Here is a 19,144-nt window from a genome sequence, read left to right as displayed (position 1 = left end):
GGGGGAGGCCCGCCAGGGCCGGGGGCAGCGCCCCCAGTCCGCAAACCTTGCCACTGGCTCCACCTTTATTGAGTGGTATCAAAGCGCTCTCCAGCCAATCCGGGGCATCCTGCCTCCATCAAGAATAAAGGAGTAACACCGATGGCAACCCATGTACTCTGGCAGGCCGATGTGGCCGATTTCGAGGCCTGGCTCACCGTGTTCCGGCAGGACAAGCGCAACCGTCAGGCCTCGGGCATCACCGACATGAATGTCTGGAGCGATCCGGACCGAAAGAACCATGCCGTGGCGCTGTTCGCGATCACAGATCTGGAGAAGGCCCGCGCCTTCTTCGGCTCGGAAGAATTGGCAATGCACCTTGAACGCGACGGGGTCACCAATATCTCGATCAAAATGCTGACCCCTGTTTGATCACACATTAACTATCCCCAAGCACGCACTCCGACAAAAACGGAGCCGGGGCCAAAAGAGGAAACCGACTTATGTCCCAATATGACGTCATCGTAATCGGCGCCGGCCCCGGCGGCTATGTCTGCGCCATCCGCTGCGCCCAGCTGGGCCTGAAAACAGCGGTGGTCGAAGGCCGCGAGACCCTTGGCGGCACCTGCCTGAACGTGGGCTGCATCCCCTCCAAGGCGCTGCTGCACTCAACCCACCTGCTGCATGAGGCAGAGCACAACTTTGCCCATATGGGCCTCAAGGGCAAATCGCCGTCGGTCGATTGGGACCAGATGAAGGCCTACAAGGACGAGGTCATCGGCCAGAACACCGGCGGCATCGAATTCCTGTTCAAGAAGAACAAGATCGACTGGATCAAGGGCTGGGCCTCGATCCCCGCGGCGGGCAAGGTGCAGGTCGGCGACGACGTGCATGAGGCCAAGAACATCGTGATCGCTTCCGGCTCGGTTCCTGCTTCCATTCCGGGTGTGGAAATCGACGAGAAGATCGTGGTCTCCTCCACCGGCGCGCTGGAACTGCCGAAGATCCCCAAAAAACTGGCGGTGATCGGCGCCGGCGTGATCGGACTGGAGCTGGGCTCTGTATACGCCCGTCTCGGCTCCGAGGTGACCGTGGTGGAATACATGGATGCTGTCTGCCCCGGCATGGACAAGGACGTGCAGCGCTCCTTCAAGCGGATCCTGGAGAAACAGGGCCTCAACATCATCCTGGGCGCCGCCGTTCAGGGGGTGGAAACCTCCAAAACCAAAGCCAAGGTGAAATACCAGCCCAAGAAGGGCGGCGACGAGGTCACGCTGGACGCCGATGTGGTGCTGGTCGCCACGGGCCGCAAACCCTACTCCGAAGGCCTGGGGCTGGACGATCTGGGCATCAAGATGACCGAACGCGGCCAGATCGCTACTGACGACCATTGGGCCACCAACATCAAGGGCATCTATGCCATCGGCGACGTGATCGAAGGCCCGATGCTGGCCCACAAGGCCGAGGATGAGGGCATGGCGGTTGCCGAGGTGATCGCGGGCAAGCACGGCCATGTGAACTATGGAGTCATTCCGGGCGTTGTTTACACCACGCCGGAAGTGGCCACCGTGGGCGCGACCGAGGATGCGCTGAAGGCCGAGGGCAAGAAGATCAAGGTCGGCAAGTTCATGTTCATGGGCAACGCCCGCGCCAAGGCGGTGCACCAGGCCGAGGGCGGCTTCGTCAAGATCATCGCCGACAAGGAAACCGACCGCATCCTCGGTGCCGCGATCATCGGCCCGGCGGCGGGCGACCTGATCCACGAGCTGTGCGTGGCGATGGAGTTCGGCGCTTCGGCCGAAGACGTGGCGCTGACCTGCCACGCGCATCCGACCTACTCGGAAGCCGTGCGCGAGGCCGCGCTGGCCTGCGGCGACGGGCCGATCCACAGCTGAGCCGGGCAGGATTGAAAACACCGGAGGGCAGCTCGCCGCAGCTGCCCTTTTTCATTTGGCAAGCTGCGCCTTTGCCTCTTTACTGCTCCTGGATTTCAACCCGCCGGAGGCACTGCCATGGCCGTTTCACTGCAAGTCATCTACCCCGTCACAGAGGGCACCAAGTTCGATCACGCCTATTATGCGGACACCCACTTCCAGATCGTCGAGAAGCACATGGGGCCGCATATTCAGACGATTGTGGTCACGAAAGGGCTGGCAGGAGGACCGGATACCCCGGCACCCTATTACGCCATTGCCACGATGACCTTTGCCGACCAGGCCGCCATGGACGCCGCGATGAAGGCCGCAGGCCCCGCGCTGGAGGACATCCCGAACTTCACCGATGTGAAGCCCCAGATGCTGATTGGCGAGGTCATCAGCTGACAGGCCGCTCACCGGCAGCGCAACAGGCAGCCAGGGGGCGCAGCCTCGCTGGCTGCAAATTTCTTCAAAGAATTTTGCCAAGGACGTTCGAACGTCCTAGAGCGCCCCGCACCCTGCTCACCACATGGTTTTAGCAGCCCGCGCGCTCCAGCTTTGATCGTACTCAGCCCCGCCTTCCTCGCCAGCCGTCTGTTCGGCCAGGATCTCGCCCATGGTCGGCAGGCCGGCGCTTTCGTCGGTGCCGCTCCAGGTGCCCGCCCGCAGCAGGGCACGGGCGCATTGAGAATAAATCTCACCGATCGAGATCACGATCACCGTGGCGGGCAGCTTGCCGTTCTTCCCGAAACGCGCCCGCAAGTCCGGGTCGGCGGTCAGCCGGGCGGAACCATTGACCCGCACCACGTTGTTCGATCCCGGCACCAGGAACATCAGCGAAACGCGCCCGTCGCGCACGATGTTGCGCAAGCTGTCCAGCCGGTTGTTGCCGCGCCAGTCAGGCAGCGCGAGGGTGCCCGGATCCAGCTCCTGCACCACCGGGCCGTCATCGCCGCGCGGGCTGTCGTCGGTTCCTTCCGGGCCGACGGTCGCCAGCATGCACAGTTTCGACGCCATGACCCATTTGCGGTAAAGCGGCGTCATCTGCCGCGCCACCTTACGTAAAGAAGGCGCTCCCGGTTCCCCGTAAAGCGCCTCCAGATCTTCAATGCTGCTGAGGTATTGCATCCGGTTCAAACCCCGCTTCTCTCATCAATTCGTCCGAGCGCTGTTCCACCCGGTTTTCCAGCTGCGCCATAAAGTCTTCCCGGTCCATTCCCGGCTGCATCGGGTCGAGGAACTCCACCACTGCCAGGCCCGGCTTGCGGTAAATCCCGGTACGCGGCCAGAACACGCCGACATTGGTGGCAGCCGGGACGCAGGGCTGGTCCAGGCCCTCGTACAGCACCGCGGTGCCGATCTTGTAGGGTTTGCGGGCGCCCGGCGCCACACGGGTGCCCTGGGAATAGATGATCAGCTGGCCCGGCACGTGGCTTTGCAGCGCCACGTCCTTGACCATCTTGGCAATCGCTGCGCCGCGTTTGCCGCGGTTCACCGGCACGCAGCCCAGACGCTTGGCATAGACGCCAATTACAGGCGTCCACATCAGCTCGCGCTTCATGATGAAACGGGCGGACGGCACCGCATTGAAGATGATCAGGATGTCCAGAAAGCTCTGGTGCTTGGCCGCGACGATCACCTCGCCGGTTGGCACCTGGCCGCGCACCTCGGTGCGGATGCCAACCATCCAGCGGGCAGTCCACAGCGCCCAGCGGGCAAAGCTCTTGCAGGCCGTGCGGGCACCCCTCGGCGAAGCCATCGCCCAAGGTGCGAACACGATGCCCAGCACCAGCATCGCCAGATACATCTGCACTATGAACACAAAGGAGCGCAACCATTGGAACGGGTTCTTCAAGACAGTTCTCCCAAACGTTTGGTGGCGGCGCGGGTGGTGGCGGCAAAGGCCACCAGCGCGCCCAGCGGCGGGATCAGGAGCGGCACCAGCCAGCCCCAGCCCTGAAAGCCAAGACCGGTGAGGAATCCGCCCTCATCCGAGGCTTCCGGCATCAGCCAGACCCCGATCATGCCCAAGGCCACCCCCGCTGCGGCGCCGGTCAGCGCCCGCAGGGTAAAGCGGCGGATGAAGGCCTGGGCGATATAGCTGTCCAGCGCCCCGACCAGGCGCAGCACCTCGATCACCTGCGCATTGGCGGCCAGTGCCGCATTGGCGGCCAGGGTGATCATCGCCGCCGTTGCGCCGCCGATCAGCAGGATCGACACCCAGGCCAGCCGGCGCAGCGAGCGTGCAGCATCCACCAGCGGCTCGCGCCAGCGGGTGTGATCGTCCAGCACCGCGCCGGGCACCTCGGCCTGCAGCCGCAGCCGCAGCCCCTGGGCGTCATAACCGGGATCATCCGCGGTCACCTCGATCAGCTGCGGCAGCGGCAGGCTGCCCGCTGGCAGGCTGGAGCCGAACCAGGGCGCCAGCAGCGCCGCCTGCTCCTCGCCGGTGAGCGCCCGCGCGGTGGCCACCCCCGGCGTCTGGCGCAGGATCTCCAGCGCCGCCTCGGTCTGTGCCGCGCGCTGCTCTGCCGGCGCGTTGATGCGCAGCGTGGCCGCGCGCGCCAGCTCCGACGCCCAGCGGTCGGCCAGGCGGCCCGAGGCCATTGACAGGGCCAGCGCAAACACCGCCAGGAACGCCATAGCACCTGCGACGAACACCGTCAGCTGCGCGGTAAAGCCGGTCGGCGGCACCACCCGGTTGGCCTGGGTGTCGCCCAGGATCAGCTTGCTCAGCTTACTGTCGGTCATAGATCCGCCCCCGCCAGCTGCAATTGCCGGTTGGAGATCCGCAGCACCCGCGCCTGCACCTGGTTCTTGGCGGCACGGATCAGCGACAGGTCGTGGGTGGCGACCAGGATCGTCTTGCCCATCCGGTTCAGCTCGACCAGGAGCTGCAGCAAGCGCTGCGACATTTCCCAGTCGACGTTGCCGGTGGGCTCATCGGCGATGATCACATCCGGCGACAGGATCACCGACCGCGCCAGCGCCGCCCGCTGGCGTTCACCGCCCGACAGCTCCGGCGGCAGCGCATGGGCGCGTTCCGACAGGCCGACCCAGCTCAGAAGCTCGCTCAGGTTGGCCTCCTCGTGGTTCAGCTCGCGGCCCGAGACCAGCAGCGGCAGGGCGATGTTCTCGATCACAGGCAGGTGGTCCAGAAACCGGCAGTCCTGATGCACTACGCCGACGCGGCGGCGCAGATAAGCCATCTGGTCGCGGTCCAGACCGTGCACATCCATATTGAACGCGCGCACCCGGCCCGAGGTCGGGGTCAGCGCGCCGTAGCAGAGTTTCAGCAGCGTGGTCTTGCCCGCCCCGGACGGCCCGGTCAGAAAATGGAAGGAGCCCGGCGCCAGCTGCACCGACACGGCATCCAGCAGCTCGCCGCCGCCGTAGTTGTAGCCCACATTTTCCAGCTCAATCACTGCCGCCCCCTGAATGCGCCTCAAACTTGCGCCCCGGTATTTTGCTCCGGTGTTTTGCCCCAAGGGGGCCGCAGTTTCAATGGGGGCTCTGTTGCCCGGAAGCCGCCGCCGCCTCAAGGTCCGGCCAGCAGCGGCAATTGCCACTTTCGCCAGCAGCGGGGGATGCATATAATCCCTTAAAAAACAACCTGCCGGAAGATGCACGGCAGGATGGTGCCGAGGAGAGCATGATGCGCCTGACCTGCCCGAATTGCGCAGCCGAATATGAAGTGCCGGAGGATGTGATCCCAGCCGAAGGGCGGGATGTGCAATGTTCCAACTGCGGCCAGACCTGGTTCCAGACAGCCGCCGGCAGCGCGGCGGCAGAAACACCGGCGCATGATTTTCCGGAGGACAGCGCGTCTCAGGCACCAGAGGAGGCCGCGGCGGCCGCGGCGGCGGAAGTCCCGGAGCCGGACAGCCCGCCAAGTGCCCCTGATGCTGCCGCAGATCATGCCCGGCAGGCGATGCCGGAAACCGATGCCGCGGGCCACGGCGCGGAAGATGACATCGAAGAAGCTTCCGAAGACGTTTTTGCTGAGGCCGAGGAGGACGTTCCGGCAGCGCGTTCCGAAGACACTCCGGCTGAGCAGGCCGAACCGCAGCCGCAACGCTCGCGCGGGCTGGATCCTGCCCTGACGGACATCCTGCGCGAGGAAGCCGAGCGCGAAGCTTCGCTGCGGGCTGCGGAAACCCAGAGTCTGGAGACGCAGCCCGACCTGGGGCTGGAGGAAGCCACCGCACCCGAAGACGAGGCCGCCCGCCGCAGCCGCCAGGCCCGCGACCGGATGGCCCGGATGCGCGGCGAGGATCCGCGCCAGCTAGCCGCCGCCGAAACCGGTTCCCGCAAGGAGCTGCTGCCGGACATCGAAGAGATCAACTCCACCCTGCGTACTGCCGGCAGCGCGGCCCCTGTCCCGCTTGCTATCCACGACGCGCCGCCGGCGCGGCGCAAGAGCAGTTTTGCCCGCGGCTTCTCGCTGTCGCTGATTGCGGCGCTGGTGATGGTGATGATCTATGACAACGCCAGCCTGATAGCCGAAAAGGTGCCGCAAGCGGACTCCGCGCTCAGCAGCTATGTCAGCTGGGTGGATCAGATACGCCTGTGGCTGGATGCACTGGTAAAGCCCCAGGCCAGCGCAGAGTAACAGGGCAAGTCCAAGCCCTTCCTTCTTAGACGGAACAAGTCACCCGGCGCTGCTGGAAGCCGGTTCTCAGAACCTGTCCAGCAGCCGCTGCAGGTAGCTGCGTTCGCGCTCGCTGCGTTGCCGTTCGCCAGCCCGGCGGCGGATGTCCTCCAGCAGGTCCCAGGCGCGGCGGTAGGCATTGCCCTCGCCGACCTTGCCGCCGTCGTTCACTGAACCGTTGCTGCGGCCCAGCGGGTCCAGCCGTTCGCCCTGCGCTGTGGCAGAGGGCTGCTGCCCGTTCTGCTGCCCCGGCTGCTGCTGCTGCGCCAGCGCCTCGCCCAGGCTGCGCATCCCTTCGCGCAGCGCCTCCATGGCGTCCGACTGGCGGTCAATGGCTTCGGCATTGTCACCGCCGCGCAGCGCATCTTCGGCCCCTTCCATGGCGCGGCCGGCCCGGTCCAGCGCCTCGCGCGCGGCCTCGCCGGCCTCACCGCCCAGATAGGGCAGCCCGTCGCGCTGCTGCTGCAATTGCTGGCGCAGGGCCTGCTGACGGTCCGCCAGCGAGCCGCCCTGCCCCGGCTGTTCGCGGCCGTTGCCGCCCTGGCCATCGGGATTGCGGCTTTCGGACCCTTCACCGCCCTGGCCGTCGCCGCGGTCGCCGCCCTGGCCGCCCTGGTGGCTCTGGCCGCGGCCCAGACCGCCGTCGCGGCCCTCATTGCCCTGGCTCTCGCCGCTGCGGGCGCCGGGGTTGAACTGTTCCTGCAGATCGCGGAAAGCCTGGTCCGACAGCCCCTGCTGCTCGCGCAGGGTTTCCGCCAGCCCCTCCATCGCCTCGCGGCCCTCGTTGCCCTGGCCCTGGCCCTGCTGCGAGCGGGTCATCCGCATGTTTTCCATCATCTGCTGGAACTCGCGCAGCGCCTGCTCGGCCTCGGCCATGCGGCCCTGCTCCATCAGCTCCTGGATGCGGTCCATCATCGCCTGCAGGTCATCCTGGCTGAGCGTCATCATGTTGTCCGGCATGTCGCCAGGATCCATCATTTCGCCGTCCGCCTCAGCCTGGCGGCTGAGCTGGCGGAGATAGTCCTGGGTCGCCTCCCGCAGCTCCTGCATCAGGCGGGCGATCTCCTGCTCGCTGGCGCCGTCGCGCATCGCCTGGCTCAGCCGCTCCTGCGCCCGCTGCATCCGCTCCAGCGCATCCCCCACGTCGCCCTCTTCCAGCTGGATCGCCAGATCCCACAGCGCGGCGGCAATCTCCTCCTGGCGCGGTACAGGGATGGCGGCTTGCACGGTATAGCCTTCCAGCCGCCGCAGGATGGTGCGCAGCCGCAGGTAGTCGCCGTAATCACGGTAGAGGCCGTCAGGCCGGTGCGACAGGGTGCGCAGGATCTGCGCCACCCGCGGCGCATTGGAGCGCGCCCACAGCAGATCGCGGCGCTGTTCGATCACCGCCGCCGCCAGCGGGTCAAAGAAGCGGCGGGTAACCAAATCCGCGCCAAAGCCCGCCGCCGCAGCCGATTGACCGGCCTCATCCATTGCGGAAAAGGTGAAGACCACCGGCATATTGGCCCAGGGGTGCTGAGCGAAATCCTCGATCAGCTTTTCGGTGAACTCCTCGCGGGATCCGGACAGCGGCAGCGGCAGGTCCAGCACCAGCGCCTCGCGCGGGTCGGGATCAGCGGCCAGACCGTGCTGCCGCTCCACCGCGGCCAGATCCAGGGTGATCCGCACCTGCCCGCCGGCCACGCCGTAATCGTCCCGGGCGCTGAAGGCGAGCGATGTGTAACCGTCATTCTCCAGCTCCGGCTGGCCCGCGACAGCGATCCCGGGCGGATGATCCGGAATCACTTCGACCTGCCAGCTGCGCCCGCCGCTGCCTTCGATGGCGAACCCGCCGTTGCGGGTGACATCAAAGGCCATTGCGCCCTCCGGCGCCGGCGGCTGACCGGCGGCAGAACCCGAAACGGTTTCCGACAGGGTCAGCGCCCCCACCTCGCCATAGAAGCGCAGGGTGACACGGCTGCCCTCCGGCAGTTTCAGCGCGCCTTCGGGCTGGTCATTGAGATAGAGCACCGGCAGGCGGGTATAGGCAGGCGGCTCAGCCCAGCCCTCCCAGGCGGGACCGTTCAGGGCCGCCGGGCCGACCGTGCCCAGATCCCTGACCGACGCCACCTGCCAGATCGAGCCGAACAGCAGCGCAACCGCCAGGAACAGCCCCGCCACATAGCGCAGCGCATAGGGATCAGCGGAGGCGACGTTCAGATCAGGCGCAGGTGCGCGGGCATGGGCCGCGGCCTCAGCCATCCGGCGCTGGTGCGCCTGCCACAATGCGATGGAGGCGGCATCCTCTGCGCCGATGGCCTGGGTGTCCAGCAACGCGCTTACGGGACGGCCGGGCAAGGTTTGGTCGAGCCGCTCCAGCGCCTCTGCCCGGGACGGCCAGCGGAACCGCCAGGCGCCCCAGGCAACGGCAGTTGCGGCAGCCAGAACAGCCGCAATCGCGCCGGTCCAGACCACGGGATCCGGCAACAGCTGGTGCAGCCCCAGCATCAGCGCCGCCAGCGCCGCCATCAGAACGGAGGCCAGCGGCCAGAAGGCCCGCATGGCGCGTTCGGCCACGAGTCCCGCCCGCGTCAGAGCCACAGGCCAGCGCAGGCGTTTCAGGACCGGATCGGCACGTCTGTCAAAGGGCATTCGGGCCTCATGATCTGATGGCCCGCGCCGGATCGCGCCCGGATCGCTTCAGAGCCACTCCGGGATGGTATCGCGGTTTATCATCTCTTCATAGTCCGGCCGCGCGCGGATAACCGCGAATTGATCCCCATGCACCAGCACTTCGGGGATCAGCGGGCGGGAATTGTACTCGCTCGCCATCACCGCCCCATAGGCGCCGGCGCTGCGGAAGGCGACCAGATCACCGGCGGCAAGCGGCGGCAGGTCGCGCTGCTTGGCGAATGTATCGCCGGTCTCGCACACCGGGCCCACGATGTCATAAGGCTGGCTTTCGGTCCCCGCCGCGGGCTCCTCAACCGGGATGATATCGTGATGCGCCTCATACATCGCCGGACGGATCAGGTCGTTCATCGCCGCATCCAGGATCAGGAAATCGCGCCCCTCGCCCGATTTCACATAAATCACCTTGGAGACCAGCTGCCCCGCGTTGCCCGCGATCAGGCGGCCCGGCTCGATCTCAAGCTCACAGCCGAGGTGGCCAAGGGTCTCCTTGACCATCTGCCCGTATTCCACCGGCAGGGGCGGTGCGGAGTTGGACCGCTCGTAAGGAATGCCAAGGCCGCCGCCCAGGTCCAAGCGGCGGATGTTGTGGCCCTCAGCGCGCAGGGTTTCCGTGAGCTCGGCCACCTTCTGATAGGCCAGCCGGAACGGCTCCAGGTCGGTCAGCTGCGATCCGATGTGGACGTCGATCCCCACCACCTCCAGCCCAGGCAGCGCGGCGGCGCGGGCATAGACTTCCTTAGCGCGGGCGATCGGGATGCCGAACTTGTTCTCGGATTTGCCGGTGGCGATCTTGGCGTGGGTCTTGGCATCCACATCCGGGTTCACACGGATGGTGACCGGAGCCTTGGTGCCCAGCTCCTCAGCCACGGCGCTGATCACTTCCATCTCCGGTTCGGATTCCACGTTGAACTGGCGGATGCCGCCGCTCAGCGCCAGGCGGATTTCCTCTTCCGTCTTGCCGACGCCGGAGAAGACGATCCTGTCCCCCGGCACGCCCGCCGCCTTGGCGCGCAGGTATTCGCCCTGGCTGACCACATCCATCCCCGCACCGGCCTGCGCCAGGGTCTTGAGGATCGCCTGGTTCGAGGCCGCCTTCATCGCAAAACAGACCAGGTGATCAGTGCCCTCCAGCGCCTCGTCGAACAGCCGAAAATGGCGCAGCAGGGTGGCGGTGGAATAGACATAGAACGGAGTGCCCACCGCCGCGGCGATCTCGGAGATGGGAACGTCTTCGGCGAAAAGCGCGCCGTCGCGGTAGAGAAAATGGTCCATAGCCCCGCGTTTAGGGCAAAAGGGGCAGATGGATCAAATGATTCCGCCCCGGGCCCGAGGCCAGCAGCAGCCGGAAACGCCCGCCCGCCGCGAAGCGCATTACAGATGCCCCCTGCTCCCGATGCACCCGGCGCCGCCAGCGTTCCGCTCCGGGCCTGCGGCGGGTTTTGAGTATTTGGGGAAAGATGAAAATACCGGCCTGCGCCTTCATCTTTCCAAAAATACTCATTTAACAACTGCTGCCGAACGCACATCGTCAATGTGTTGCACCCCCGGCGCACGCCTGCCTCACCGCATCTTAAGCCCGGTCTGACATGATCCTTCCTGATCGCGGTCACCGCCGGGCCTGACACCCCCGGCACCCAGGAACAGGGCCCTTTGGCACGGGCACGCAAAGACGACGTTCAGCGTGCGGGAGAAACCTCCCGTCCCGCCTCCGCCCTTTGGCGGCGCCGCCACTCTTAACCGCTGAACTTCAGCATATCAGATATGAAACGCTCCGCTGCAGACGGCAGCAGCCAGCAACCGGCCAGGCGGCAAGCCCGGACGGACGTTACTCGTGCTTCTAGAACGTATGGGACACCCCGACCCGGGCCGAGCCGGAGATCTTCACCCCGGTTTCAGCAGGCGGGTGCTTTTGCGGCGCCTTGGCCGCCGGCGCTCCGGTATCACAGGCCGCAAGCCCGATCGGGGCCAGAACGATAACCAAAGCTTTCATCGCAAAATCTCCAAGCAAAAACCGCCCCGGCATGGCGGCGGGGCGGTTAACAGATGGCGGCTGAACGGCTGCGCATCAAGGGCGCGAGGCCGCTAGAACCCCAGGTAGACGCTGACCGGCCCCTTGTGCAGCCCGACCGCGCCGCCGACGTGGACACCGCTGTCGCCGACGCCAACGCCGGCGTTCAGCGTCGGCTGCACCGGCTCGCCGTCGACGCCGCAGGCGGCCAGCGCCGCCAGCCCGATCAGGGCAAAGATCGCATTACGCATTGTCTGCCTCCTTGCAGCAGCCCGGCCCGGACGGCCTCAGCCGCCCAGAATCTCTCTCCAGCGGGCGATCTGGGCGCGCACCTGGGCGGGGGCGGTGCCGCCATAAGACATGCGCGAGTTTACCGAATTCTCAACGCCAAGCACAGTGAAGATGTCGTCGGTGATCCCTTCGTGCACGCCCTGCATATCCGCCAGCGAAAGATCCGGCAGGTCGCAGCCGCGGCTTTCGGCCATCGCGACCAGCGTCCCGGTCACGTGGTGGGCATCGCGGAACGGTACTTTCAGCACCCGCACCAGCCAGTCGGCCAGGTCGGTGGCGGTGGAGAAGCCGGAACCTGCCGCGGCCGCCAGCGACTCGCGGTTGCCGGTCATGTCCTTGACCATGCCTTCCATCGCCGCCAGCGCCAGCATCCAGTTGTCGGCGGCGTCAAAGACCTGTTCCTTGTCTTCCTGCATGTCCTTGGAATAGGCCAGCGGCAGCCCCTTCATCACCATCATCAGCGCTGTGTTTGCGCCGAAGATCCGGCCCACCTTGGCTCGGATCAGTTCAGCTGCGTCCGGGTTCTTCTTCTGCGGCATGATCGACGAGCCGGTGGAGAAACGGTCGGAGAGCGTCACGAAACGGAACTGGGCGGAGGACCAGATCACCAGCTCCTCGGCAAAGCGCGACAGATGCATTGCGCTGATCGAGGCGCAGGACAGGAACTCCAACGCGAAGTCGCGGTCGGATACCGCATCCAGCGAGTTGGCGGCCGGGCGGTCAAAGCCCAGCGCCTTCGCTGTCATCTCCCGGTCGATCGGGAAGGAGGTGCCGGCCAGCGCCGCCGCGCCCAGCGGCGATTCGTTCATCCGGGCGCGGGCATCGCGCACGCGGCTGAGGTCACGGCCGAACATCTCCACATAGGCCATCATGTGGTGGCCCCAGGTCACCGGCTGCGCGGTCTGCAGGTGAGTGAAGCCCGGCATCACCCAATCGGCGCCCGCCTCGGCCTGCGACAGAAGCGCGCGGATCAGCGCCAGCAGGCCCGATTCCGCCGCGTCCAGCTGGTCGCGCACCCAGAGTTTGAAATCGGTCGCCACCTGGTCGTTGCGCGAGCGGCCGGTGTGCAGACGGCCCGCGGGCTCGCCGATGATCTCTTTCAGGCGCGCTTCCACATTCATGTGGATGTCTTCCAGCGCGGTGGAAAACTGGAAGGTTCCGCCCTCGATCTCTGACAAAACGGTGAGCAGCCCTTCCCGAATGGCCTCGGCATCATTATCCGTAATGACGCCTGTGGCAGCGAGCATCGCCGCATGGGCCCTGGAGCCGGCAATGTCCTGCGCCGCCATCCGCTTGTCGAACCCGATCGAGGCGTTGATTGCCTCCATGATCGCGTCCGGGCCAGCGGCAAAGCGGCCGCCCCACATCTGGTTCGAGGATTGATCTGTCATGGTGTGGAACCCCGGAGATAATATGCGTCTGTTTCGTCAGCTTTCCCTTTATATGGCCCTGACCTTGGGTGCAAATGCCGCGGCTGCGGCAGATCAGGCGCAGCTTGAGGCCCTGCGCGACGGCTCGATGAAGAAGCTGGTGGTGCACGCCGAGCCGCGCGACGTGTCCGCCGCCGCGTTTGACCTGGCTGATGGCGAAGGCACCGCGACCCTGGCCGACTATCAGGGCAAGATTGTGCTCTTGAACTTCTGGGCAACATGGTGCGCCCCCTGCCGCAAGGAAATGCCGCAGCTGGAGGAGCTGCAGCAGGAGTTCGGCGGCGAGGATTTCCAGGTGCTGACCATCGCAACGGGCCGCAATTCACCCGCGGGCATCCAGAAGTTCTTTGATGAGAACGGCATCAACAGCCTGCCCCGCCACCAGGACCCGAAGCAGGCGCTGGCCCGCGAAATGGCGGTGATCGGCCTGCCGATCACGGTGCTGCTGGACCGCGACGGCAAGGAGGTGGCGCGGCTGCTGGGCGATGCCGAATGGAACTCGGACAGCGCCAAGCAGATCATCGCGGCAATGATAGGCGAAGATGCCGCCACTGCCTCAGCCGGGAACTGAATATAACGGGCTGAACCGACACACTCTTCCGGTGTTCTGCCGACAAGTATACCGGGAGGGAACGCATGAAAGGTCTGCATCTGGCAGCCTGCGCTCTGTCCCTCAGCTCCGCAGCCGCCGCCTGACCCGGCTGAATTTCGCACTATTTCACTCCTAAGGGGGCGCCGCGATCCGGCGCCGTGATTTAGGGTGGAGCGTGAAATGAAACCTGTTGTGTTACTGATCGGCAAGCTGCCGAATGTGATCGGCAACGTCGCCGAGCAGCTGGACCATCTGCCGATCCAATGGCTGGGCGCGCATGACCAGCCCGAAGTGGTGCGCCAGCTGGAGACCGAGCCGCGCATCGAATGCGTGATCATGGGGGCGGGCCTGGACGACCAGACCCGCGGCGACCTGATCGGCATCATTGCCGCGCTCAGGCCGGATGTCTGCATCCACCTCAAGGACCGCAGCTCAGGCCCCGAAGGCCTGGTGCCCTTTGTCGAGCGCGTGGTGCAGATGCAGGTGCTGAACCATCCCCAAAGCACGGTGCCCGCGGTCTGAACCGCAGCGGCTATCCGGCTACGGCGGCCCTTTCTGCTTGCGGCGGGAGGAGCATCCGCTTGACCCCACGCCACCTTTGACAGCGGCCTGCCTGCCCGCCAGTCTTCCCGGCGGGAGGAAGACATGCCGCTTGAACTGCTGCTGGTTCTGGTCGCGGGCGGGATAGCCGCCATTGCCGCGATCCTGCATCTGACCGGGCGCTCCGCCCGGACCGTGCTGACGGCAGAGAGCGCCAAGCGCGCCTGGCTGCGGCATTGTCCCGGCGACACCGTCCATCACGTTCTGCCCGCCGCCACCGGCCAAGCCGCGCTGATTACCGCGCACAGCGGCGCGGGCCTGGTCTGGGCCTTTGGCGCAGATACAGCGGCACGGCACCTGCACGGCGCCGCGATCTCCGAACGCTCCGGCGGTTTGCATATCCGTTTCAACGACTTCAGCGCCCCGGGCGTGTCCGTGGGCTTGTCCGGGGCCGAGCGTGCCCGCTGGCAGACAGTAATTGCAGGCAGCGGAGGAACAGCATGAGCGGAGACCTGACCTATCCCGATGCCACCCAGCTGGCAGTGCCCTTCTTCATCGCCGCCATCCTGGCGGAACTCCTGTGGATCGCCCTGAAAAAGCGCGGCGGCCGGTATGAAACACGCGACGCTGTGACGTCTCTCATCATGGGCGCGGGCAGCGTCGCCGAGGGGCTGCTCTTGGGGTTCATCGCCTGGGGCTTCCTGATGATGCTGTGGCAGATCACGCCGCTGGACATGGGCACCTCGCTCTGGGCGGTGCTGGCGTGTTTTGTGCTGGATGACCTGCGTTATTACTGGGTGCACCGCCTGGGCCACCGGGTGCGCTGGGTCTGGGCGTCGCACGTGAATCACCACTCCAGCCAGCACTACAACCTGACCACCGCGCTGCGGCAGACCTGGACCGGGACCTTCACCTTTATGATGGTGGTGAAGGCGCCGATGGTGCTGCTGGGCTTCCACCCGGCGCTGGTGCTGTTTTGCGGCGGGCTGAACCTGATCTATCAATTCTGGATCCACACCGAGGCGATAGACCGCCTGCCGCGCTGGTTCGAAGCAGTGATGAACACCCCCAGCCACCACCGCGCCCACCATGGCCGCAATGCCCGCTATCTGGACTGCAACTATGCCGGCGTATTCATCATCTGGGACAAGATGTTCGGCACCTTTGTTCCGGAGCAGGACCACGACCGCCCCGATTTCGGACTGGTGCACAACATCGCCACCTTCAATCCGCTGCGCGTGGCTTTTCACGAATGGGCGGGCATTTTCAAGGACATGACCCAGCCGGGGCTGACTTGGAAACAGCGGCTGCTCTATGCCTTTGCGCCGCCCGGCTACAGCCACGACGGCAGCCGCGAAACCTCTGCCGGGATCAAAGCCGGGCACCTCGCCCGCCATCCCGAAGATGCCGGCACGCCGGGCTTTGGCGGCTGAAGCCGCCGGGGCGTCAGGCGGATCGGTCAAATTTGAACTTTAATCCCGCCTCAACCCTTTTGCGCGACGCTGCCCGGAGCATCATATTGTGTCAAACCAATGCCGGAACAGGGCCCCAGCAGCACATGAACAGACGAAACGCCATGGCAGACCTGCCCGAAGGCTCCGAAAACCCGCTGAGCGCGGCCGTGGCCGGCCGTGACCGGACCACGCTGGAGATGGTTGCCGATGCGGTAAAGCACGATCAAACCGTCCTGGCCTATCAGCCGGTCATGCAGGCAATGGCGCCGCATGGTGTCGCCTTTTATGAGGGGTACATCCGGGTGCTGGATCCGACCGGCCGGGTGATTCCCGCGCGGGAGTTCATGCATGTGGTCGAGGACAAGGAAGTCGGCCGCGAGATGGACTGCCTGGCGCTGCAGCATGGCTTGCGGACGCTGTCGAAATTCCCGCAGATCCGCCTCTCCGTCAACATGTCGGCGCGCTCCATCGGCTATCAGCGCTGGACGCAGGTGCTCCAGCGGTTTCTGAAAAGCGACGCCACGCTGGGCGAACGGCTGGTTCTGGAGATCACCGAGGCATCGGTCATGGCCGCGCCGGAGCTGGTACTGGATTTCATGGGGCGGATGCAGCAGCACGGCATTTCCTTCGCGCTCGACAACTTCGGCGCAGGCACAACGGCGATCGGCCATTTCCGCCAGTTCTTCTTCGATGCGGTCAAGATCGACGGCCAGTTCGTGCGCGGCATTAACGCCAGCCACGACAATCAGTCGGTGGTCCGGGCCCTGATCGGCATTGCCAAGCAGTTTGACATGTTCACCGTCGCCGAGTCGGTGGAAAGCCAGGAAGACGCGGCCTTCCTGGTGGAAAACGGGGTGGATTGCCTGCAGGGCTATCTCTATGGCGCGCCGTCGGTGTCGCCGCCCTGGATCGAAGACCTGAAACAGCGCCAGCAAGCCGGGTAAGAACAGCCCCCGCGCGATGCCCGCCGGCATAGGCGCAGCCAGCCGGAGGCGCCGTGATGCCCGGCACATGGTCTGCGGCGCCCTGCCCGCGCAATGGCCGCGCTGTAATGGCCGGCGCGTGTCCCCGGCGGTGCAGCTGCGGGCTGCAACCCGGCACCTCGCGTGTGCAAGCGTCTACAGCTTTGTCTTTCCAGCGCCTTTCCCAGCCGCCGTCCGGCCGCCGCCTGCCGCCCGGGTCCGCTGCTCTGCGGCATCCCCTCCCTGTGCTGACGGAAATCCTATGGCGGAGGACGTTTCTGGCGGTTGACTCTTCCGCTCCGCCTGAGACACCCTGTCAATTGCTGCACGTGCAGCAATAGATTATGCCGATACCGGGAGGATACGGGAAATATTGTTGCGCAAACGCGGCTCGAACGTGTGCGCGGCGCTTTTCCGGAAGACCAAAATGAAGGCAGAGGACCCAAATCAATGACCAATGTTGTAATCGCATCGGCCGCGCGCACCGCCGTCGGCTCCTTTGGCGGCGCGTTCGCCAATACCCCTGCCCATGATCTGGGCGCCGCGGTGCTGGAAGCCGTGGTGGAGCGGGCCGGTGTGGACAAATCCGAAGTTTCGGAAACCATTCTGGGCCAGGTGCTGACCGCCGCCCAGGGCCAGAACCCGGCCCGTCAGGCGCATATCAATGCGGGCCTGCCTAAAGAAAGCGCCGCCTGGGGCATCAACCAGGTTTGCGGCTCCGGTCTGCGTGCCGTTGCACTGGGCGCGCAGCACATCCAGCTGGGTGACGCCTCCATCGTTGCTGCAGGCGGCCAGGAAAACATGACCCTTTCGCCCCATGCCGCGCATCTGCGCGCGGGCCACAAGATGGGCGACATGAAATACATCGACACGATGATCCGCGACGGCCTGTGGGATGCCTTTAACGGCTACCACATGGGCCAGACCGCCGAAAACGTGGCCGAGCAGTGGCAGATCTCCCGCGACATGCAGGACGAGTTTGCGGTTGCCTCGCAGAACAAGGCGGAAGCGGCACAGAAGGCGGGCAAGTTCGCCGATGAGATCGCGGCCTTCACCGTCAAGCACCGCAAGGGCGAGACCGTGGTGGACAGCGACGAATACATCCGCCACGGCGCCACCATGGAAGCGATGCAAAAGCTGCGCCCGGCCTTCACCAAGGACGGCTCGGTCACCGCGGCCAACGCCTCCGGCCTGAACGACGGCGCCGCCGCCACCCTGCTGATGAGCGCCGATGAGGCCGAGCGCCGCGGCATCGAGCCGCTCGCCCGCATCGCCTCCTACGCCACTGCCGGTCTTGACCCGTCGATCATGGGCGTGGGTCCGGTTTATGCTTCGCGCAAGGCGCTGGAGAAGGCCGGCTGGTCGGTCAACGACCTGGATCTGGTCGAAGCCAACGAAGCCTTTGCCGCCCAGGCCTGCGCGGTGAACAAGGACATGGGCTGGGATCCGTCGATCGTGAACGTGAACGGCGGCGCCATCGCCATCGGCCACCCGATCGGCGCTTCGGGCTGCCGGGTGCTGAACACGCTTCTGTTCGAAATGAAGCGGCGCGGCGCCAAGAAAGGCCTGGCCACGCTGTGCATCGGCGGCGGCATGGGCGTTGCAATGTGCGTGGAGCGCCCGTAAGTGGCGCAGAACCGCTGATATCCAAGGGCGCCCTATTGGGGCGCCCTTTTTCTTTTACAATTCAGCGGTATTCCGCGGGTGCGACAATTTTTTGCGGCAATGCAGAAATTTCACGACGCAATATTGTTGCGCCCAAGCAACCAAAACTGTAGCAAGATTACCAAAGCAAAAACTCATCTGGAGGATTCTTGAATGGCACGTACTGCACTCGTCACCGGCGGTTCCCGCGGCATCGGCGCAGCAATTTCCCAGGCGCTGAAGGCGCAGGGCTGCAATGTGGCCGCGACCTATGCCGGCAATGACGAAGCCGCGGCGAAATTCACCGACGAAACCGGCATCAAGACCTATAAGTGGAATGTTGGCAGCTACGAGGAAAGCGCCGCCGGCATCGCCAAGGTCGAAGAGGAAATGGGCCCGATCGACATCGTGGTGGCCAATGCCGGCATCACCCGCGACGCGCCGTTCCACAAGATGACGCCGCAGCAGTGGCAGGAAGTGATCGACACCAACCTGACCGGCGTGTTCAACACCGTGCACCCGGTCTGGCCCGGTATGCGCGAGCGCAAGTTCGGCCGCGTCATCGTGATCTCCTCGATCAACGGCCAGAAGGGCCAGTTCGCGCAGGTGAACTATGCCGCCACAAAGGCTGGCGACCTGGGCATCATCAAGTCGCTGGCCCAGGAAGGCGCCCGCGCCGGCATCACCGCCAACGCGGTCTGCCCCGGCTATATCGCCACCGAGATGGTGATGGCCGTGCCGGAGAAAGTGCGTGAATCGATCATCGGCCAGATCCCGGCCGGCCGCCTGGGCGAGCCGGAAGAGATTGCCCGTTGTGTGGCCTTCCTGGCTTCCGACGACTCGGGCTTCATCAACGGCTCGACCATCTCCGCCAACGGCGCGCAGTTCTTCGTCTGACACGCTGAACCGCTGATAGCCCGCGCCCCGCAATGCCGGGGCGCGGGACCCGTGCAGCCGGCGGCAGCCGCCTTGAGCCGCAACTGGTTGCGGGCACGCAAAGCACT

General features: G+C 65.5%; 20 protein-coding genes. 11 read left to right on the top strand and 9 right to left on the bottom strand.

Annotated elements, in window-relative coordinates; all coding sequences use genetic code 11:
- Positions 1 to 141 precede the first annotated feature (141 nt).
- The 3 genes from AC5STI_RS18080 to AC5STI_RS18070 all read left to right on the top strand — a co-directional run bounded on the left by AC5STI_RS18080 (position 142) and on the right by AC5STI_RS18070 (position 2,300).
- Positions 142 to 411 carry a hypothetical protein gene (locus AC5STI_RS18080; protein WP_495447637.1) on the top strand — a complete coding sequence of 90 codons (270 nt, stop codon included), beginning with the start codon at positions 142 to 144 and terminating at the stop codon, positions 409 to 411.
- Between the two features lie 71 nt (positions 412 to 482).
- Complete coding sequence (gene lpdA, locus AC5STI_RS18075; RefSeq protein WP_495447636.1) at positions 483 to 1,874, top strand: dihydrolipoyl dehydrogenase; 1,392 nt, start codon at positions 483 to 485, stop codon at positions 1,872 to 1,874.
- 117 nt (positions 1,875 to 1,991) lie between these two features.
- Entirely contained in the window at positions 1,992 to 2,300 is a 309-nt protein-coding gene (locus AC5STI_RS18070; RefSeq protein WP_495447635.1) for an EthD family reductase, read from the top strand.
- A 117-nt stretch (positions 2,301 to 2,417) separates the two neighbouring features.
- Here the strand turns inward: AC5STI_RS18070 and AC5STI_RS18065 are convergent, their stop codons facing one another.
- Genes AC5STI_RS18065 through AC5STI_RS18050 form a run of 4 tightly spaced genes read right to left on the bottom strand, consistent with a single transcriptional unit; the run spans position 2,418 to position 5,320 of the window.
- Complete coding sequence (locus tag AC5STI_RS18065; protein ID WP_495447634.1) at positions 2,418 to 3,023, bottom strand: pyridoxamine 5'-phosphate oxidase family protein; 606 nt, start codon at positions 3,021 to 3,023, stop codon at positions 2,418 to 2,420.
- Positions 3,001 to 3,750, bottom strand: coding sequence for a lysophospholipid acyltransferase family protein (locus AC5STI_RS18060; RefSeq protein WP_495447633.1), 750 nt, complete (start codon positions 3,748 to 3,750; stop codon positions 3,001 to 3,003). Before AC5STI_RS18060 ends, AC5STI_RS18065 begins: the two co-directional genes overlap by 23 nt.
- Complete coding sequence (locus AC5STI_RS18055) at positions 3,747 to 4,646, bottom strand: cell division protein FtsX (protein WP_490398725.1); 900 nt, start codon at positions 4,644 to 4,646, stop codon at positions 3,747 to 3,749. Before AC5STI_RS18055 ends, AC5STI_RS18060 begins: the two co-directional genes overlap by 4 nt.
- Positions 4,643 to 5,320 carry a cell division ATP-binding protein FtsE gene (locus AC5STI_RS18050; protein ID WP_475050183.1) on the bottom strand — a complete coding sequence of 226 codons (678 nt, stop codon included), beginning with the start codon at positions 5,318 to 5,320 and terminating at the stop codon, positions 4,643 to 4,645. The genes AC5STI_RS18055 and AC5STI_RS18050 overlap by 4 nt, the downstream gene beginning before the upstream one ends.
- 230 nt (positions 5,321 to 5,550) lie before the next feature.
- On the opposite strand from AC5STI_RS18050, the gene AC5STI_RS18045 reads away from it, so the two are divergent.
- The gene (locus tag AC5STI_RS18045; protein ID WP_495447632.1) at positions 5,551 to 6,507 is read left to right on the top strand and encodes a zinc-ribbon domain-containing protein; all 957 of its coding nucleotides are present in this window, start codon (positions 5,551 to 5,553) and stop codon (positions 6,505 to 6,507) included.
- A 66-nt stretch (positions 6,508 to 6,573) separates the two neighbouring features.
- Here the strand turns inward: AC5STI_RS18045 and AC5STI_RS18040 are convergent, their stop codons facing one another.
- The 5 genes from AC5STI_RS18040 to argH all read right to left on the bottom strand — a co-directional run bounded on the left by AC5STI_RS18040 (position 6,574) and on the right by argH (position 12,909).
- Positions 6,574 to 9,177: a TIGR02302 family protein gene (locus AC5STI_RS18040; RefSeq protein WP_495447631.1), complete on the bottom strand. Its 2,604-nt coding sequence runs from the start codon at positions 9,175 to 9,177 to the stop codon at positions 6,574 to 6,576.
- Between the two features lie 48 nt (positions 9,178 to 9,225).
- Positions 9,226 to 10,491: a diaminopimelate decarboxylase gene (lysA, locus tag AC5STI_RS18035; RefSeq protein WP_495447630.1), complete on the bottom strand. Its 1,266-nt coding sequence runs from the start codon at positions 10,489 to 10,491 to the stop codon at positions 9,226 to 9,228.
- A 565-nt stretch (positions 10,492 to 11,056) separates the two neighbouring features.
- Positions 11,057 to 11,209: a hypothetical protein gene (locus AC5STI_RS18030; RefSeq protein WP_495447629.1), complete on the bottom strand. Its 153-nt coding sequence runs from the start codon at positions 11,207 to 11,209 to the stop codon at positions 11,057 to 11,059.
- Positions 11,210 to 11,301: 92 nt separating this feature from the next.
- A complete protein-coding gene (locus AC5STI_RS18025; protein WP_475050170.1) occupies positions 11,302 to 11,478 on the bottom strand; it encodes a hypothetical protein in 177 nt (58 codons plus the stop codon).
- A gap of 36 nt (positions 11,479 to 11,514) precedes the next feature.
- On the bottom strand, positions 11,515 to 12,909 hold the full coding sequence (gene argH / locus AC5STI_RS18020) for an argininosuccinate lyase (protein WP_495447628.1): 1,395 nt from the start codon (positions 12,907 to 12,909) through the stop codon (positions 11,515 to 11,517).
- Between argH and AC5STI_RS18015 the strand changes: the two genes are divergently transcribed.
- The 7 genes from AC5STI_RS18015 (at position 12,908) to phbB (ending at position 19,037) form a co-directional block, all read left to right on the top strand.
- Positions 12,908 to 13,519, top strand: a complete 612-nt coding sequence (locus tag AC5STI_RS18015; protein ID WP_495447627.1) for a TlpA disulfide reductase family protein — start codon at positions 12,908 to 12,910, stop codon at positions 13,517 to 13,519. The genes argH and AC5STI_RS18015 overlap by 2 nt on opposite strands.
- A 201-nt stretch (positions 13,520 to 13,720) precedes the next feature.
- Positions 13,721 to 14,062 carry a hypothetical protein gene (locus tag AC5STI_RS18010; protein ID WP_495447626.1) on the top strand — a complete coding sequence of 114 codons (342 nt, stop codon included), beginning with the start codon at positions 13,721 to 13,723 and terminating at the stop codon, positions 14,060 to 14,062.
- A 123-nt stretch (positions 14,063 to 14,185) separates the two neighbouring features.
- Positions 14,186 to 14,584 carry a hypothetical protein gene (locus tag AC5STI_RS18005; RefSeq protein ID WP_495447625.1) on the top strand — a complete coding sequence of 133 codons (399 nt, stop codon included), beginning with the start codon at positions 14,186 to 14,188 and terminating at the stop codon, positions 14,582 to 14,584.
- Entirely contained in the window at positions 14,581 to 15,513 is a 933-nt protein-coding gene (locus AC5STI_RS18000) for a sterol desaturase family protein (RefSeq protein ID WP_495447624.1), read from the top strand. The genes AC5STI_RS18005 and AC5STI_RS18000 overlap by 4 nt, the downstream gene beginning before the upstream one ends.
- 125 nt (positions 15,514 to 15,638) lie before the next feature.
- Positions 15,639 to 16,478, top strand: a complete 840-nt coding sequence (locus tag AC5STI_RS17995) for an EAL domain-containing protein (RefSeq protein ID WP_495447623.1) — start codon at positions 15,639 to 15,641, stop codon at positions 16,476 to 16,478.
- Between the two features lie 468 nt (positions 16,479 to 16,946).
- Positions 16,947 to 18,122 carry an acetyl-CoA C-acetyltransferase gene (locus AC5STI_RS17990; protein ID WP_475050151.1) on the top strand — a complete coding sequence of 392 codons (1,176 nt, stop codon included), beginning with the start codon at positions 16,947 to 16,949 and terminating at the stop codon, positions 18,120 to 18,122.
- Positions 18,123 to 18,314: 192 nt separating this feature from the next.
- Positions 18,315 to 19,037 carry an acetoacetyl-CoA reductase gene (phbB, locus tag AC5STI_RS17985; RefSeq protein ID WP_490398736.1) on the top strand — a complete coding sequence of 241 codons (723 nt, stop codon included), beginning with the start codon at positions 18,315 to 18,317 and terminating at the stop codon, positions 19,035 to 19,037.
- The last annotated feature ends 107 nt before the right edge of the window (positions 19,038 to 19,144 follow it).

Source organism: Leisingera sp. CC-HEC096 (assembly GCF_059429235.1).
Note: the sequence above shows the minus strand (reverse complement) of the source record. Positions and strands in the feature narration are given on the sequence as shown.

Coding starts and splice junctions, on each gene's coding strand:
- AC5STI_RS18080 (WP_495447637.1), top strand. CDS start 142: ATGGCAACCCATGTACTCTGGCAGGCCGATGTGGCCGATTTCGAGGCC.
- lpdA (WP_495447636.1), top strand. CDS start 483: ATGTCCCAATATGACGTCATCGTAATCGGCGCCGGCCCCGGCGGCTAT.
- AC5STI_RS18070 (WP_495447635.1), top strand. CDS start 1,992: ATGGCCGTTTCACTGCAAGTCATCTACCCCGTCACAGAGGGCACCAAG.
- AC5STI_RS18065 (WP_495447634.1), bottom strand. CDS start 3,023: ATGCAATACCTCAGCAGCATTGAAGATCTGGAGGCGCTTTACGGGGAA.
- AC5STI_RS18055 (WP_490398725.1), bottom strand. CDS start 4,646: ATGACCGACAGTAAGCTGAGCAAGCTGATCCTGGGCGACACCCAGGCC.
- AC5STI_RS18045 (WP_495447632.1), top strand. CDS start 5,551: ATGCGCCTGACCTGCCCGAATTGCGCAGCCGAATATGAAGTGCCGGAG.
- AC5STI_RS18040 (WP_495447631.1), bottom strand. CDS start 9,177: ATGCCCTTTGACAGACGTGCCGATCCGGTCCTGAAACGCCTGCGCTGG.
- lysA (WP_495447630.1), bottom strand. CDS start 10,491: ATGGACCATTTTCTCTACCGCGACGGCGCGCTTTTCGCCGAAGACGTT.
- AC5STI_RS18030 (WP_495447629.1), bottom strand. CDS start 11,209: ATGAAAGCTTTGGTTATCGTTCTGGCCCCGATCGGGCTTGCGGCCTGT.
- AC5STI_RS18025 (WP_475050170.1), bottom strand. CDS start 11,478: ATGCGTAATGCGATCTTTGCCCTGATCGGGCTGGCGGCGCTGGCCGCC.
- AC5STI_RS18015 (WP_495447627.1), top strand. CDS start 12,908: ATGGTGTGGAACCCCGGAGATAATATGCGTCTGTTTCGTCAGCTTTCC.
- argH (WP_495447628.1), bottom strand. CDS start 12,909: ATGACAGATCAATCCTCGAACCAGATGTGGGGCGGCCGCTTTGCCGCT.
- AC5STI_RS18010 (WP_495447626.1), top strand. CDS start 13,721: ATGAAACCTGTTGTGTTACTGATCGGCAAGCTGCCGAATGTGATCGGC.
- AC5STI_RS18005 (WP_495447625.1), top strand. CDS start 14,186: ATGCCGCTTGAACTGCTGCTGGTTCTGGTCGCGGGCGGGATAGCCGCC.
- AC5STI_RS18000 (WP_495447624.1), top strand. CDS start 14,581: ATGAGCGGAGACCTGACCTATCCCGATGCCACCCAGCTGGCAGTGCCC.
- AC5STI_RS17995 (WP_495447623.1), top strand. CDS start 15,639: ATGAACAGACGAAACGCCATGGCAGACCTGCCCGAAGGCTCCGAAAAC.
- AC5STI_RS17990 (WP_475050151.1), top strand. CDS start 16,947: ATGACCAATGTTGTAATCGCATCGGCCGCGCGCACCGCCGTCGGCTCC.
- phbB (WP_490398736.1), top strand. CDS start 18,315: ATGGCACGTACTGCACTCGTCACCGGCGGTTCCCGCGGCATCGGCGCA.